The sequence below is a fragment of the Streptomyces sp. NPDC001709 genome, assembly GCF_053596375.1.
This window is the reverse complement of record NZ_JBSFGB010000052.1, coordinates 38,814-53,804: the sequence shown is the minus strand read 5'-3', so window position 1 is coordinate 53,804 and position 14,991 is coordinate 38,814. Positions and strand designations below refer to the sequence as shown.

The 14,991-nt window shown below is 68.9% G+C and carries 15 protein-coding genes and 3 pseudogenes; 6 read left to right on the top strand and 12 right to left on the bottom strand.

Going from position 1 to position 14,991, the window contains the following annotated elements; all coding sequences use genetic code 11:
* Nucleotides 1-194: 194 nt before the first annotated feature.
* Together ACWC0C_RS42750 and ACWC0C_RS42745 are read right to left on the bottom strand one after the other, a co-directional pair.
* A complete protein-coding gene (locus ACWC0C_RS42750) occupies nucleotides 195-1,568 on the bottom strand; it encodes an MATE family efflux transporter (RefSeq protein WP_450870143.1) in 1,374 nt (457 codons plus the stop codon).
* Nucleotides 1,569-1,710: 142 nt separating this feature from the next.
* The gene (locus ACWC0C_RS42745) at nucleotides 1,711-2,670 is read right to left on the bottom strand and encodes a DMT family transporter (RefSeq protein ID WP_450870141.1); all 960 of its coding nucleotides are present in this window, start codon (nucleotides 2,668-2,670) and stop codon (nucleotides 1,711-1,713) included.
* Between the two features lie 63 nt (nucleotides 2,671-2,733).
* On the opposite strand from ACWC0C_RS42745, the gene ACWC0C_RS42740 reads away from it, so the two are divergent.
* Complete coding sequence (locus tag ACWC0C_RS42740; RefSeq protein WP_450870139.1) at nucleotides 2,734-3,681, top strand: LysR family transcriptional regulator; 948 nt, start codon at nucleotides 2,734-2,736, stop codon at nucleotides 3,679-3,681.
* Nucleotides 3,682-4,103: 422 nt separating this feature from the next.
* Here the strand turns inward: ACWC0C_RS42740 and ACWC0C_RS42735 are convergent, their stop codons facing one another.
* Nucleotides 4,104-4,613, bottom strand: coding sequence for a F0F1 ATP synthase subunit B (locus ACWC0C_RS42735; protein ID WP_450870138.1), 510 nt, complete (start codon nucleotides 4,611-4,613; stop codon nucleotides 4,104-4,106).
* A 221-nt stretch (nucleotides 4,614-4,834) separates the two neighbouring features.
* Here ACWC0C_RS42735 and ACWC0C_RS42730 point away from each other — a divergent pair.
* A pseudogene (locus tag ACWC0C_RS42730) lies at nucleotides 4,835-5,056 on the top strand (transposase); the annotation flags it as partial.
* 35 nt (nucleotides 5,057-5,091) lie between these two features.
* On the opposite strand, the gene ACWC0C_RS42725 reads toward ACWC0C_RS42730, so the two are convergent.
* Entirely contained in the window at nucleotides 5,092-5,547 is a 456-nt protein-coding gene (locus ACWC0C_RS42725; RefSeq protein WP_450870146.1) for a DUF3592 domain-containing protein, read from the bottom strand.
* Nucleotides 5,548-5,557: 10 nt separating this feature from the next.
* Between ACWC0C_RS42725 and ACWC0C_RS42720 the strand changes: the two genes are divergently transcribed.
* Nucleotides 5,558-5,689, top strand: coding sequence for a hypothetical protein (locus tag ACWC0C_RS42720; protein WP_450870136.1), 132 nt, complete (start codon nucleotides 5,558-5,560; stop codon nucleotides 5,687-5,689).
* A 39-nt stretch (nucleotides 5,690-5,728) separates the two neighbouring features.
* Here the strand turns inward: ACWC0C_RS42720 and ACWC0C_RS42715 are convergent, their stop codons facing one another.
* Both ACWC0C_RS42715 and ACWC0C_RS42710 read right to left on the bottom strand, forming a co-directional pair.
* On the bottom strand, nucleotides 5,729-7,372 hold the full coding sequence (locus ACWC0C_RS42715; RefSeq protein ID WP_450870135.1) for a hypothetical protein: 1,644 nt from the start codon (nucleotides 7,370-7,372) through the stop codon (nucleotides 5,729-5,731).
* A gap of 125 nt (nucleotides 7,373-7,497) precedes the next feature.
* A complete protein-coding gene (locus ACWC0C_RS42710) occupies nucleotides 7,498-7,812 on the bottom strand; it encodes a hypothetical protein (protein ID WP_450870133.1) in 315 nt (104 codons plus the stop codon).
* A 363-nt stretch (nucleotides 7,813-8,175) separates the two neighbouring features.
* Between ACWC0C_RS42710 and ACWC0C_RS42705 the strand changes: the two genes are divergently transcribed.
* On the top strand, nucleotides 8,176-9,198 hold the full coding sequence (locus tag ACWC0C_RS42705; protein WP_450870132.1) for a hypothetical protein: 1,023 nt from the start codon (nucleotides 8,176-8,178) through the stop codon (nucleotides 9,196-9,198).
* A 264-nt stretch (nucleotides 9,199-9,462) separates the two neighbouring features.
* On the opposite strand, the pseudogene ACWC0C_RS42700 reads toward ACWC0C_RS42705, so the two are convergent.
* The 4 genes and pseudogenes from ACWC0C_RS42700 to ACWC0C_RS42685 all read right to left on the bottom strand — a co-directional run.
* Nucleotides 9,463-9,573 (bottom strand): annotated as a pseudogene (locus ACWC0C_RS42700) (MerR family transcriptional regulator); the annotation flags it as partial.
* A 161-nt stretch (nucleotides 9,574-9,734) separates the two neighbouring features.
* Nucleotides 9,735-10,172 (bottom strand): DUF2267 domain-containing protein, encoded by a 438-nt coding sequence (locus ACWC0C_RS42695; protein WP_449201276.1) that lies wholly within the window; start codon nucleotides 10,170-10,172, stop codon nucleotides 9,735-9,737.
* A 66-nt stretch (nucleotides 10,173-10,238) separates the two neighbouring features.
* Nucleotides 10,239-10,634 carry a DUF2267 domain-containing protein gene (locus ACWC0C_RS42690; protein ID WP_450870130.1) on the bottom strand — a complete coding sequence of 132 codons (396 nt, stop codon included), beginning with the start codon at nucleotides 10,632-10,634 and terminating at the stop codon, nucleotides 10,239-10,241.
* Between the two features lie 102 nt (nucleotides 10,635-10,736).
* Nucleotides 10,737-11,168, bottom strand: a complete 432-nt coding sequence (locus ACWC0C_RS42685) for an Hsp20/alpha crystallin family protein (protein WP_389170305.1) — start codon at nucleotides 11,166-11,168, stop codon at nucleotides 10,737-10,739.
* A gap of 127 nt (nucleotides 11,169-11,295) precedes the next feature.
* Between ACWC0C_RS42685 and ACWC0C_RS42680 the strand changes: the two genes are divergently transcribed.
* Complete coding sequence (locus ACWC0C_RS42680) at nucleotides 11,296-11,940, top strand: type III effector protein (RefSeq protein ID WP_450870129.1); 645 nt, start codon at nucleotides 11,296-11,298, stop codon at nucleotides 11,938-11,940.
* A gap of 101 nt (nucleotides 11,941-12,041) precedes the next feature.
* On the opposite strand, the pseudogene ACWC0C_RS42675 reads toward ACWC0C_RS42680, so the two are convergent.
* Nucleotides 12,042-12,740: pseudogene (locus tag ACWC0C_RS42675) on the bottom strand (transposase); the annotation flags it as partial.
* Between the two features lie 260 nt (nucleotides 12,741-13,000).
* Nucleotides 13,001-13,714: an SDR family oxidoreductase gene (locus ACWC0C_RS42670; protein ID WP_450870128.1), complete on the bottom strand. Its 714-nt coding sequence runs from the start codon at nucleotides 13,712-13,714 to the stop codon at nucleotides 13,001-13,003.
* Between the two features lie 111 nt (nucleotides 13,715-13,825).
* Here ACWC0C_RS42670 and ACWC0C_RS42665 point away from each other — a divergent pair, with 111 nt between their 5' ends.
* The gene (locus ACWC0C_RS42665) at nucleotides 13,826-14,653 is read left to right on the top strand and encodes a helix-turn-helix domain-containing protein (RefSeq protein ID WP_450870145.1); all 828 of its coding nucleotides are present in this window, start codon (nucleotides 13,826-13,828) and stop codon (nucleotides 14,651-14,653) included.
* Nucleotides 14,654-14,991 lie beyond the last annotated feature (338 nt).

The window sequence follows — 14,991 nt, the reverse complement described above, 5'->3', positions numbered from 1 at the left end:
CTGCGGGCCTTCGGCCGAGAGGAGATGGAGCGCATCATCGCCAAGGCTGCTAGCTGACGACCACCACACAGCCGACTATGGCGTTTGGCACGTCGGCTCAGCAGCTGGGCTGATGCCTGCATCTGCTACGTCTATGGGCTTTCATGCACTTTCATCCGCCGGGCTGGGGTGCCCCGAAGTCATCCCGGAGGCGTTCAGCGTTCTGGACCCGGTCCTCGTACAGCGGCGACGTTCGCGCCCGGCGCATTCGATGGGACGGACGCCCCGATGCGGGCACTGTGCCGAAGGAAAGAAACCAGTTTGGTGCCAGCCTGGAGCAGGTTCGCACATGCCAGGGCGGTCCACAGGCCGGGCAGACCGGCCGCGTCGGAGACCGGGACGGACAGCGCGGCCAGGATCCCGAACCACACCGCAGTCGACACGAGACTCGGCCCGGTGCGCTTGAGCCCCACGAGGCCGAAGCCCGCCACCGCCTGCAGGGCATCGGTGACCACGACCGCCAGGACCAGCGGCAACAACCGGACCACCTGCTCCTCCAGAGCTGGGGTCTTGGTGAACAGGTCCACCACCGGACGTTGCAGCACGAGCAGGGCGGTCCCCAGCACGGCGACTGCGTACAGCGCCACCCGGCTTCCCGCCCACACACTGCTCCGGATGCGCACGGCGTCCCGTGCCTCGGCGTATTCGGCGATCAGCGGGACCATGGCCTGACCGACCGCCACCGCCGCGGTGAAGATCACGTTCACCAGCGATTCGGAGACACTGTGCACGGCGGCGCTGTCGGCGCTGATCCGGGCGGCAGCGAAGGTCAGCACCCCGAGCACCGAGAACTTCACCAGCACGGTCCCACCGAGCGGGAGTCCCACCCGGGCCAGCCGCAGCACCTGGCGCGGATCCGGCCGACCGGGGCGGATCCTCCGGCCGGCCAGCACCGTACGGCGGCGCAGCGCGTACTGGTTGAGGCCGGTGCCGACCAGGCTGGAGGCGAGCATGGCGAGCCCGGCGCCGGTCAGACCGTAGCTGGGCAGCGATCCCGGGCCTCCGACGAGCAGCACCGACAGCGTCACGGACACCGCGGTGCCCACCAGGCCGGACCGCATCACCTGAGCGGAGTGGCCAAGAGCAACCAGCACGGACGTCGCCGACGAACTGACCGCGACCAGCAGCACACTGACCGCCAGCATCCAGGGGAACGCACCCAGCTCGGCGAGTACAGCAGCCCGAATGCCGAACATACCGCCGGCCAGCGGCACCGCCGCCACCGCCGCCGCACACACCGCGCCCACAAGGAACGCCAGCCACATACCGCTGCGCACCAGCGGTATCAGCTTTTCAGCAGAACTGCGGTGCGGCGCAATGAACGGCATCACCCCGCGTAGCGCTCCCGCCACTGTGGCAGTGGCCGGACTGAAGACCGCCACCGTCACGGCGAATGCGGCGAGGGAAACGCTGCCATGCCGGCCCAGGAGTGCCGTGTCGACGAGGGAGGCCGCCGAAGCAGCGAGGGTGGACACGTAGAGCGGCGCGGCCGCCATGACAATGCTCATCGATGCGCTGCGGCCGTTCACACACGCACCTCCTGCCCCTCAGCCACGCCGTTCCGCACGCCAGTTGCCCGGACAACCCCGAACCCGTACGTCGCACATTCACGGATCACTGCACGGATCTCCGCAACGTCACTCACGATGGCGGCCCCGATCACGCCGGCGATCACCAGTCGTCCTGTCGAGCCGTGTCCATCCGATTCCACGAGACGTCGTCGCGTGCTCCTCGGCCGGCCGGGACAGCACGTGACTGCGGGCTGCGGCGGGACGGGCGGGGGCGGCGGCCGAGCAGCACCACACCGCCGATGGTGATGAGCCCGCCGAGGAGTTCGAAGGCTCGGGGGCGTTCACCCAGCCAGAAGTACGACACGGCAAGTGTGACAGCGGGTACCAGATAGAGGGCCGCCGTGGCTGCGGTGACCGTGAGTCGTGCAACGGCGTAGCCCCAGACGACGAACCCAGCGGCGGACGGCAGAGCACCCAGGTAGAGCATGGCCATGCAGATATCGGCCGGAGCCTCGAGAGCTGCGTGCAGCGCTGCCGGGGCCAACGGGAGGAGCAGCGCGGTCCCGGCCCACATCGCATAGGCGGCCACTTCGAGCCCGGTGTAGCGACGCAGCAGAGGCTTGATGGCCAGGTGGTAGACGGCCTGGGCGACGGCAGCGGCAAGGACCGTCCAGGCGGCAGTCGTGTACCGGGTATCGCCACCCGCCACCGCGATGAGCCCCGTCCCCGCGAGGGCGGTACAGGAGCCGATGGCCTGGCCGAAGGTGAGGCGCTCTCCCAGAAACGCGGCAGCGAGCAGGGCGCTGATAGCGGGGACCACGGCAACGATCAGGCTCGCGGTGCCTGCGGGCACATGGAGTTCGCCCCAGTTCAATAGCAACTGATAAGCACTCATCCCTGCCGCGGCGACGAGAACGATGTGTGGCAGATCCTCGCGGGCGGGCCGGCGCACCTTCATCAGCGGCGCCACCACCGCAAGTACGGCAGAAGCGACGGCGAGGCGGAGGAAGGACAGATCGGCCGGGCCCAGGCCGGCCAGCGCCACGCGGATGGCGGGGAACGCAGAGGCCCACTGCATCACGGTTGCGGCCAGAGCGAGCAAGGTCTTGTAGGACTTCACCTCACCGACTCTGCAACCTAGTATCAATTAGGTCCAGTTATCTTTTCTTCCGCCATTCGGTAGGTGAGCTTCTTGTTGGAGGTCCGCAGGCTGCGGGTGCTCGCCGAGTTCGCAGCACAGGGCACGGTGACGGCTACCGCGCAGGCCCTGCATCTCACCGGACCCGCGGTATCCCAGCAACTGGCGGCGCTGGAGAAGGAGACCGGGCTGACTCTGCTGCAGAAGCACGGCCGGACTCTGCGCCTGACCAGCGCCGGGCAGTGCCTGGTCGATCACGCCCACGTGGTACTGGGCAATCTCGCGGCGGCCGAGTCCGAACTTGCGGCCCTGCAGCGCGGCGAGCGCGGCACGGTACGCATCGCCGCCTTCGCCTCGGCGGCTCGCACCCTGATCCCGCAGCTGTGGCCCGAGCCACATGCGCCCCAGGACCCTCGGACCCCGTCACTGCACGTTATCGAATGCGAACCGGACAACGCCGAACTCGCGCTACGCCAACACCACATCGACATCGCGGTCACGCACTCCTACAGCCTTCTGCCACGCCCACTCCCGGCTGGCTGTGAGCAGCGCAGCCTCGGTCACGAACCCGTCTACCTCGTCCTTCACCCGGCTGACGCCGCCAACCACGGCCTGGATCCCGGAGCAGCCGCAGACCTCGCCCGCTTCGCCGACACTCCCTGGCTGCTGCCCGGGCCTGACACCGCCTGCCACGAGATGGCCCAACGTGCCTGTGGAGCTGCCGGTTTCGTCCCTCGTCCGGTGGCCGTCGCAAGCGACTTCACAGTCCTGGCCGCCCTGGCAGCTCGCCGGGCGGGAGTCACCCTCATTCCCCGGCTCGCACTGCCGATCCCCGCGCCGGACGTCAGTATCCATCCGCTGAAAACGCCGGTGCACCGCAGCATCCATGCCCTCTACCGCGCAGGAACCGGCCAGCACCCCGACACCCGCCACGTCCTCGACGGCCTGACTGCAGCTACGAGCACCTACGAGAGAGAATCGAGCACCTATTGATCCTGCGCACGGGCGTCGACGAGGCGGGCACCGACCTCGCGACCCGGACCGTCTGCAGCCCATCGAATGCTGGGAGGGCACAGCGGTCTGCCGCGGCCGCAGGATCATCCGGATGAAGCCTCCGGCGGACGTCAAGCCGGAACACCCGCTGACCCAGCGCACGGTGAGCGGCCGCCAGGTCTTCTACGACGACCGGGGAGCCCGGAGAAGGTCGCCTTCGACTGCATGCCACCGTCAGCCACGATGGCGGGACAGCCGACCGATCAGGCGCGCGTGTGTGTGTCTCGCTGCATCCCCGCCGGCCTCAACCACGCCGCCGGCTCCGTCGGCCAGAGCAAGCCGCAGCGGCCGGCCCGTGACGATGGTGCCTGAGCCCTTGGGAAACTGCGATCATAAAACACCGAACCTTGGCTTTGCCTTGTTTAAGCGTTCGCCGAGGAGTCGGTGTCCACCTCGGCGAAGAACGCATCAGCGATTTCCCGTGCGGTGTGCTCGTCCGTGATCGGCTCGCCGAGGATGCGTCCGGCCAGATCGATGGCCAGCCTGAGCACATCCTCCCGGAGTGCCGCCTCGGCGACGATCCGATCGGCTTCCAGCTGCGCCCTGGCCGATGTCACGAGTTCATCGCGCTGCCGCTGCCCCTCGGCCCGGATCTCCTGAATGAGGAGGCTTCCCTTGTCGGCTGCGGCCTGTCGGATACGGGCAGCCTCGTGGCGTGCCTCGGAGAGTTCGGCCTGGTATTCGGCGTGAATCCGCCGTGCCTCCACACGGACGGCTTCGGAACACGCGAGGGTGCCCTCGATAGCGTCCCGCCGGGCCTCAAGCGTCTTGGTGATTCGCGGTACCAAGAATTTCGCGAAAGTAAAGAAGACTACTGCGAAACAGATCACCGCAATGATGAGCTCGTTTACCTCTGGCTTCAAAGGTCCCATGAGGAGAGCCTAACAGTGCGGACAACGCCGAATGAGCCCCGTCGCTAAGGGCGATTTGCAGCCTTTGCTGCTTTTCGCAATATGCTCATGCTTGTCGTTTCTCGGCGAAACAATGGATGGGGTGTCAAATCGATACAAAAGCGAGCTGAAAGGGTGGGTGAAATTCGCCCGCGCGAATCTCAATGTTGGCCGGGCGGTAGTTGAGTGCTCAGGCCGGTGTGGTGACGTCGCCGTGGATCGTGTCGGATGAACTGTGGGACCGTCTGGAGCCGCTGCTGGCGGACCGGGACGTGCTGTGCGGGATCCTCTACGTTCTGACCACGGGCATCCAAGGGGAGTACCTGCCACAGGGGCTGGGTTTCGGCTCGGGCATGACCTGCTGGCGCCGTCTGCGGGACTGGAACGAGGCTGGAGTGTGGCAGCGACCGTACAAGGTCCTACTCGCCGCTGTTCTCTGATCGTGCTGCGCCAGATCAACTTACCGTGCAAGCAGGAGTGAGGTGTCTGCGTCAGAGGAGCATCCCGATGGCGAAGATCCCCCCCCGAAGGCGGCCAGCACGAGGCCGAGCAGCAGTTCTGTGAGGACGCTGTCTCCCTCGTATCCGCATAGTTCGATCCTCGTCGGCTTGGACGGGTCGTACCGAACTCTTGTCCTACTGCCCGCACCCGAGGCCAACTCAGGTGGATAGGGCTTGCCCGATAGGGACTTGACTTCGACCTGCTCACCGCCCGGAGGGGTGAAGGCGACCACAGGGTAGAAGCGAGGGTCGCCGTCGGTGCCCTTGTCCTCATCCACGCGGACTATTTCCGCCTCGATCCAAAGTCCTCGCGACGTGAGGCGGTACTTGTCCCACGCTCCTGCGAAGAAGAGCAGGGATGATCCCCCCACCACGACGGAAAAGGTGAGCCGGCGGCTGCCTGACGTGCGGCACATCCTGATCCACGTGCTCACCGAAGTCCCCTGCATGTTGGAGGCAGCCAACCCCTCCGGGGACATCCATGTCGCCACCGACAACCTCGTCCTCACCGACCGCATCGCCGCCGATGAAGGCGAACCGGCGATGGCACGGCAGTGATGACCGTCAGGCCGCTTCTGCGAGCATCAGGTGAGCAGCTCAATGCCGCCTGCGGCGGCGGACGCCGAAGAACAGTGCCCCGCCGAGGAACACGGCCAGTGCCGACGTCGCGGCTGCCAGCGTCACCACGGGGCTCGCGCCGGTGTCGGCCATGGCCCCGTGACCGGTGCCGCCCGTCGCAGCGACGGTTCCGGTGCCGGCATCTTTGGTGGTGCTGGTGCCGTCGGATGTGCCGCTGGAACCTGCCGTAGAGCCAGAGCCAGACCCAGAGCCCTTGCCCGTGCCGCCGGTGCCCGAGTCGTGGCCCAGGGCGCGGACGACGATTGCCGCGGTGTTGTTGTGGGCGTCGGGGTCGGTGCTCAGGGAACTCACCTTGATTCTGCCCGGTTTCAGCGCGGCCGGATCGACGACGCGCAGGTCGAAGGTCCAGGTCGTGTACTGGCCGGGGTCGATCCAGAAGTCCTGGGTGTCCTGCCAGCAGAGGTAGTCGACGGCGCCGTTCTTGGACGTGAATTTGGAGCAGTTCTTGGGAGTGGCGATCGCCTCTGTTCCGGCGGGGAGGTAGACACGGGTTTCGTACGGCGGGTCCTCGCCCGGCTCGCTGCCGGTCCACGCCCCCATCCCGGCGGGACCGTTGTTTCGCACACCGACTGTGGCCTTCACCCGGTCCCCGGACTGCCTCTGCTGCACGGTGGTCCCCACGGCCTGGATGTCCGCGGTGCTGTCGACGCCGAACGTGATGATGGCCTCGGTGTCCTGCGGCTTTGCCGGGGGTGCGGAGGCCGGGCGGGGCGTCAGCTTCAGTTCACCGCCGGTGCCGCGGTGGTGGGGCCGGTCGTTTCCCCACTGGTAGTCGTGTCCGTACGACACGCTGAGGCCACCGCTGAGCACGGCGGTGTCGACGGTCACGGAACCGAGGTCCAGGTCATACGAACCGTTGACGTCGACTTGGCCTTTGACCTCGCAGCGGGCCAGGCCACCGCCGTGTGTGTCATCGCCGTAGGTGCCGTACTCGCAGTTGCTGAACTCCTCGCCGGGCGTCAGACCCTCGTAGTTCATGAGGACGACGGTGTTGTCCCGCGGTGTGGCCCCGTAGTTCGTGAAGCCGCTCGTCACCTTCATGGAGGTCCCCGGCTTCACCTTCTCGGTGCCAGGGGTGCGCTCCAGCCGGTCGGGCACCAGGCCCACGTCGGGGACCGTCACCTTGATCGTCCGCGAGGCGAGCTGGACCCCGTGCGACTCGACGGTCATGCGGATCTCGCCCGAGGCCCCGACCAGCGCGCCCTTCGCGCGCCGCAGGCCGATCTGGATCGGGTCGGACCCGCGAGGCCTGAGCGGCCACTTGTTCTGACAGACCAGGATGTGGTCCGTCTTCTCCGGGCACGATGTCACGTCGGCGATGCCTTTGAGCGACGTGATGTCGAGGGTGAGCGTGTAGGAGTCGACCGTTGTCGTCCCCTTGTTCAGCACGCTGACGGTCAGTGGGTCGACCAAGGTCTGGTACGGATAGGCACTCGCGGTCGTCGGGCTGTCCAGCACGACGTTGGTGCCGGCCGGGGCCGGCGCCCCCGCCGCCGATCCGGTCGACGCTCCCGTCAGGGCCGTCACCGCGACGAGGACGCACGCGGCCGGCCGCGCCCACCCCATGCCTGCGGTTCCGGCGCGAGCCGGAATCGATCTCATGCGAGCTCCCTCTGGTGGTTCAGGGCAACGGGAGATCCCCGAAGCCACCCGCGATGACCCCGAACACCACCAGAAGGTTGTATGAACTCCGGAGCAGCCGCCCCGCCGACCGTTTCCCGTCAGAACTACTTCTCGCGCAGGTTCTCGACCTCGGCGGCCAACACGGCCGTCCTGTGCACGTGCGTGTAGTACCTGCTCGCGTACTCGTCGTCGATCATCGGGAGGACCTTGTCGAACACCGCCACCAGCCGCGTGAGGGCTGAGCGGTGCTGTTCGGTCAGAGGTCCTTTGAGAACGCTCGTCGCGTAGCCGTAGGCGTCCGCGTCGAGCATCACCATGTCCTCATCCTCGATGTCCAGGCCGCGGAAGCCGGGCGGGAACGACATGGCCATGTGCTCGGCCGTCATCTGTGAGAGCGCGTCCAACTTCTCTTCGAGCATGTCGGCGATCATGTCAGGCACACGCAGGCATCCAGGTACGGTTCGCGTCACTGGATCGGACGTCACGGCACATCCGAACGCGCGCGGACTCAACCCGGCGCAGCACGACGCCGCGCGATGCCAGGCGCTTCCCGAGACCACTGAAGCCGCGGCTGGCGGTCGAGTGCCTTCCCGCCTGTTACGCGGCAGTGACCATTCCGGCACAGACCGGCACAAGATGGCAGGTGAGGATGATCACGTCGCGCGCCTGACCAGTGTTGCGGCGACCGAGGGACATCGTGACCGGATGGCCCGCTCCGGCGCCGGAAGGCACAGTGCGCGAGGGGATGAACCACCGACCATCACACATTCCCAGGGGGAATCATGTCCTTGACCCGTGCGACAGCCCGGCGCCTCGGCCTGCTGTGCGCCGCCACGGTCGCCGCCCTCGTCCCGGTCGTGGGCGCCGTGCCTGCCGCCATGGCCGCGCCCGCCGCGTTCGCCGCGGCGCAGCAGGGTGTCGTGGCCGGGCAGAACCCGGGCGGCACCATGGTCCGTACCGAGCAACTCGCCTCCGGCGGCGGATTCGTGGAGATCTACCGTGTCTCGGCCTCCCACTACTGGGGCCGGATCGTCACCTACTACGGCACCAGTGTCATCGACGCGAACGGTGAGACGGTGGCGCGCCAGTACAACGGCGAGTACACGTTCCTCACTCCGCAGGGGCACTTCGGGGACTGGATCGCCGTGGCGGGCAAGAACCAGTTCCGCGGGCCCGGCACGTTCACCATCGCCCGCGGCTACACCGCGATCGTCGAGCAGACCGGCAAGAACCAGTGGCGGGCGAAACTGAAGCGTCCTGCGGGCGGTGCGTTCCTGACCCTTCAGACGCACGCGGTCGACGACGGCCACGGCGGGCTGTCCCACGCCTACGCCGGGGAGGAGATCGTCGACCCGGGCGGCAAGGCGATCTACGTCGTCCTGAGCGCGGACGGCACCATCACCTCCTTCGACCCGCAAACCGCCACGGGCGGTGAGCCCCCGGCGGACGAGTGCACCGCGACCCGCGTGCAGTCCATCGGGGCGGGCACCCTGGCGCACATGAGCAACCGCCCCAGCGGGCCCCGGGTCTCCTTCACGTCGGTCTACGACGACGGCAAGGAACGGCCGGTGCTGATGCCGCTGGACAAGAACCGCCCCTCGCTGCCCGCTGACGCCGGCATCGTGGCGCGGATAACGGGTGCGAACACGGCGGCACCCAAGCTGGTCACCCGTGTCGAGGGCGGCAAGGGTGCCCCGGAGGCGGTCACAGCGTTCCCGGCGGTCCCGAAGGGCTGCGGCGGCACGGGCACCGGTGCCTCCACTATCGCGGGAACGTCCGGTCTTCCGGTACGGACTGCACGCTGATCGAGACCGGCTATCGCCGTGCGGCGTCCCCGTCCGGCGCACAGGGGCTGAGCCTCCCCAATCCCTGTGCGCCTGCCGGTCGTATATGGCCGACGGGTTTGCGGCCGGGGCGGATTCCTCACCGGGACGAGACCGCCGGCCCGCCCCGTACAACGCCACTGCACAGCGGCGTACCCGGGATGCCGGATGTTCGTTGAAGGCAGCGTCGCGCGTCCCAGGGCCCGCCGGCTTCGCCGGGCGAGGTGCTCGGCGTAGACGCCTACCGTTGCCCGGTCCGTGCCGTACCAGTTCGGCGAAGTGCTTGAGGCCGGCGAGCGGCATACCGGATTCGCGGAGCTTGACGCAGATCAGCAGCCAGTCGACATCGAAGGAGGTGACGGTAGGACAAGCTCAGTGGCTGTTTGTGATCCTCGGAGTGCGTATGAGAGGTCGCGTCGGCATGATGCCGGTGACCGTGACGCGCTGTGCGGTCATTGCAGCCCGTGCACGCGTCATGGTCACCGGCATGCTGTGGCGCCCGAAAAGGCGCGGCGCGCCTATGCGGCTTGGGTGAGTTCGGCGCGGCCGAACAGCAGCGCGTAGCCGGAGGGGAGCTGGCGCAGGATGCGGGTGATGAGGTCGGGGCCGGCGTAGGTCGCGACGGCGGACAAGACGGATCCGGTGTCCCAGCGGGTGGTGGCCAGGGAGGCACCGGTGCGGGCGGCGAGGTCCTTGACGAAGGCCCAGCCACCCAGCGGCTGGGTGTCGGGGATCTGGGCGGTGAGGATGCGTGCGGCTTCGAGGGGGAGGCGGGCGGCCAGTTCGACGCGTTCGTCGCCGGTCAGCTGGCGTCCCAGTCCGGCGAGGACGAGGCGGACGGCTTCGTCTGCCTTCTCGCGGGTGGGGTAGGCGCCGTCGTAGCGGACAGTTTCCAGCAGCTGCTCGTATGCCGTCCCGTAGGGCTGCTGGAGCGGCGCGCGCCGGTCGGACGTCACGGTGGTGGTTGCCTTTCTGTCGCCGGGGTCGTGGTGGCCGGTGTGCGGTCACCGGGGGGTGGGTGGTCAGGTGGGCTGGGGGTGGCCGAAGAGGAGGTCGTAGCCCGCGGGGAGCTGGAGCAGGATCTCTTTGAGGAGGTCGTCGTCGACGGCGTCGGCGACCGTGGACAGGACGGCGCTGACGTCCCAGGCGGCGGTGTGTTCGGTGGCCCCTTCGATCCAGGCCGCGGTCGCGCGCACGAACCGCTCCGGGGGCAGCGGCTCGGCGCTCTGCAGCGGGTTGAGGAGGATCAGGGCGAAGTCTTCCGGCAGGCGCGCCGCAAGCTGGGCGCGTACCTTGCCGACCAGGTGTGCGCCCAGCAGGGCGAGCACCACGCGGGCCGCGCGTTCGGCTTCCTGCGGGGTGTCGTACTCGCCGCGTTCCTTGACATGGTCAAGGAACGCTTCGCGTCGCACAGTCATGTCGGCCGTCCCCCTTCCTCAGGTCCGCGGGGTGCGGAGGACGGGAGAGGGGGGAGATCAGATACCCGTCCTCCGCCGCTGTTCAGCCCTCGTCGGTCCGGCTCAGCCGGAGATCTCCTTGCGGCCGGATCCGACGCCGATGGCGATCTTGCGGGGCTTGGCGCGCTCAGTGATCGGGATGCGCAGGGTGAGCACGCCCGCGTCGTAGTCGGCCTGGATGTGCTCGGTGTCCAGCGTGTCGGCAAGCACGATCTGGCGGGAGAAGACGCCCAGCGGCCGTTCCGACAGCTCCATCTGCACGTCGTCGGCCTTCGTCACGGGCCGGCGTTCGGCCTTGACGGTCAACATGTTCCGTTCGACGTCGATGTCGATCGCGTCCGCGCTGACGCCGGGGATGTCGAAGGCCACCACGTACTGGTCGCCCTCGCGGTAGGCGTCCATCGGCATCGGGGACGGCCGCGACCAGGTGCCCGGGCCGATCAGCTGCTGCGCCAGCCGATCCAGCTCACGGAAGGGGTCAGTGCGCATCAACATCGGAAAACACCTCCAGGAAGGTCAGGCAGTTGCTGCCAATGCGCCTCACTGAAACCGTTGTAACATGTCATCCAATGGATGACAAACTTGATGTCGTCCAAAGGATGACTATCTGAGGGAGGTGCCCATGACCCCGGCCGACCAGCCGGCATCGTCCAGCGCCGACACGCAAGGCCCGGCGTCGTTCCTCGCCGCCGCGGCAGCCCTTCAGGCCATAGACGACGCCCTGCATGCCGCCCGGCACGAGGTCCCCGGCACGGCCCAGCCCCATGACGTCGGCCCGGAACAGGCCCTGGCCTCTCTTCTGCTGCTGCGGCAGGTACGCGAGCAGCTCGCCGGATGGGAAACCGGCCTGATCGAAACCGCCCGCCAGGCGGGTGCCAGCTGGGCCGACCTCGCCCGCCCCCTCGGCGTCGCCAGCCGCCAGGCCGCCGAGCGCCGCTACCTGCGCGGCCGTCCCGGCCCCGCAGGAACCACCGGCGAACAACGCGTCCAGGCCACCCGCGAACGCCGCGCCGCCGAACGCACCACCGCCACCTGGGCCCGCCGCAACGCCGCCGACCTGCGCCGCATCGCCGGCCAGATCACCGCCCTCACCGACCTGCCCGCCGCGGCCCGCAACCCGATCAGCCGGCTCCACGCGGCCCTCGCCCACGACGACCCCGCCGTCCTCATCCACCCCCTCAACGCCACCCGCCCCCACCTGGCCCCCGCCCACCCCGACCTCGCCGCCCAGCTCGATGCGCTTACGAACCCGGCGGCCCCCGACTGACTGGAAGCCGCTTGGTCATCGGCGTGACCGAGGCCCGCGTGATCGAAGGAGTTGTTCGCGGGGCAAGGTCGCGCGGGCGGTGTGGACGCATCGGGGCAGACTCAGCCGGCCGGAGCCGGAACGGGAGACAGGGCCGACGTCGTCGCAGGCTGACGCCAGGGTGGCGCGGCTCCGGGAGCGACTGCGGCACTGGAGGCTTGGAGAGCCGAACAGGCTGGCTGGGTCGGACGGCGGGTCATCAGACTGATCGCCGCCCACGTGGTCAAAGCCTCGCTGTGCTGCGGCAGCCGCTCGTAGTCCCGGACCAAGCGGCGGGCGTGCATGATCCACTCCAGCGACCGTTCCGCCACCCAACGGCGGGACAGGACGACGAACCCGGTCACGTCCTTCGGCCGGGACACGGTGCGGACGGTGAGGTGCAGGAAGTCCCATGCCCGGTCGACGAGTTGGCCGGCACAGGCGGAGTCCGCCCAGACCACCCGTGATCTCCGGGTGCGTCAGACGGAGCCGGAAGAGGACCTCACGGCCGGCATCCCGGTCCTGGACGCCGGCCGGGGCGACCATGACCAGCAGCGGCAGCCCCTTCGAATCGATGATGATCGCCACCGCGTGCGGTGAGCGTCCCATGCCCTGCCGGATCTTCCGGCGCAGCTGGTCGCGGATGACGCCCAGCACGCCTATCTGCGCCACCTCTTGGCCAGGAAACCGTAGACCGTGCGCCATGGCGGGAAGCCGCGGGGCAGGGCCGGGTACTTGCAGCCGGAATCGACCAGGTAGCGAATGGCGTCCACGATGTCGCGGGGCCACGCTCACCATCGCGATCGGCAGGGCCACCGGCCATTTCAACGTCTGCCCCGGGTTTGTCGTCCGCGGACAACATCTGCCATGAGCCAGCCTGCCCTCCGCCCAAAGGGTCCGTGCTCCCCGCGCAGCGCGAGGGGAGAAACGCCTTCACCAGCGGGTGTTGGTCTTTGGCGGGGGCGGGATTCCCACGTTGCTGGAGATCGTTTTCCCCGAGGAGCGGGTGAGCGCCGCTGGTGCCGGGCGTCTGGGTACCGGATCAGGTGATGCGGTGTCCTCCATCGACGTGCAGGACGGTTCCGGTGATGAATCCGTTGTGTATCACCGACAAGAATGCCTGGGCGATGTCGTCGGGGGTGCCGACGCGGCGGGCCGGGAGTCGCGCGGCCAGCTCGGCGAAGGCTGCCTGTTTGTCCATGCCGAGTTGGTCCCAGATGGGGGTGTCCACCCAGCCGGGGGAGATGACGTTCACTCGCACGGGGGCCAGTTCGATCGCCAGCCCGTAGGCCAGTGACGCGAGTGCGCCGTTGGCCGCGGCCATGATGGTGTTCGACCCGTTCGGCCGGTACGCGTTGATGCCCGAGGTATAGGTGATCGAGCCGGTGACTCGTCCGGCCGCGTGCTTGCCGACCAGCCAGGCACCGAGCAGCTTGGTTTCCACGATGGCCCGTGCGGTCGCGGTGGCGACGTCGGTGGTCCGGCCGTACACGCCGGTCGCGTCCGCAGCGGTGACCGCCACGTGCTCCACGCGTTCCACCTGGGCGAACAGTTCGGCGACGTCCTCCTCGCGCCCCATGTCGGCCGCGATCGTGCTGATCTTCCCGTGGCCGGGACGTTCCAGTTCCGAGCGGGCCGTCGCGAGCCGGTCCGCGGATCGGCCGACGATCGTCACATTCATGTTCTCGGCGAGCAGGGTCCGGGCCAGGGCAAGGCCCATGCCGGAGCCGCCACCGATGATGATCGCGTCAGTCATGATGCGAGGCTGCGCCGCCGGGCCGGTTCCGGGAAGGCCGTGTGATTCCTGGGTGTGACACGGCCACCCAGAAGCGCATCGGCCGGTGGCAGACTCGACGCCGTGAACGCGATGGCCGAGTTCCTTCGGATCCGGCGCGGGCGGATCGGCCCGGCCGACGTCGGGCTGCCCACCGGGCCGGGCGCCCGGCGCACACCCGGGCTGCGCCGCGAGGAGTTGGCGGCGCTGGCCGGGGTGAGCGTGGACTACTACGTCCGGATCGAGCAGGGGCGGGAGACCGCGCCCAGCGACGCGGTACTGGGCGCGTTGGCCCGGGCCCTGCGGCTCACCGCCGACGAGCACGCCCACCTCCTCGGCCTCGCCGACCAGGTCGCCGGGCGGACACCGCGCCGCGGGCCCGCCGACCCGCGGCCGGTCGGCCCTGGCCTGCGGCTGCTGTTGGAGTCGGTCCGGCCCAGCCCGGCGTACGTACTCGACGACGTCAACGACGTACTGGCCGCGAACCCGGAGGGCCTTGCGCTGATGCCCGGGCTCAGCGACTGGCCGCCCGCACAGCGCAACACGATCCGGTACACCTTCCTGCATGCGGCCGCGCGTACCCTTTTCGCCGACTGGGACCGGGTGGCACGCAACAGCGTCGCGCACCTGCACACCGCCGAACTGACCGCCCCGGAGCGGACCGCCGCGCTGGTCGCCGAACTGGCAGCGGCCAGCGGCGAGTTCGCCGCTCTGTGGCGCCGGCACGAGGTATGGGTCAAGCGCGCCGGCCAGACCGCGTTCCGGCACCCGGTGATCGGCTCGGTCACCCTCGCCAACGAGGTGCTCAGCCCTGCTGGCGAGGGCCAGCGCATGCTGATCTACCAGGCCCCGCCCGGCACGGCCGAGCACGACTGCCTGGTCCTGCTGGCAATGACCACCGAGGACGTGGGAACCCCGTGAGCTGGCAGTCGAAGACGTGATCTGACGAGCAGCAGCCGCCGGCACCGCGGCTGACCGGCCGTGTGGCGCCGCGCTACGAAAAGCCCGGGGACTACCGAGGCTTTCGTCGATGCGACTGGGCGACTTTTCGTGGGTGCTCGTATTCGCCCGCGGGGTGAGCAGCCCTATAGCCCGGCCCGGTCTTGGGGTGGATGCCGGGCAGGTCGGCGATGACCATGGGCGGTAGGTCTGCCAGGGCGTCCGTCATGGCGGTGTTCCGAGCTGCGCGGGCGGGCAGACCGTGGTGTCTCAGGGTGCCGGGGTGTGCTGTCGTGGGCCCGGCCGTCGATCGCCGGGCC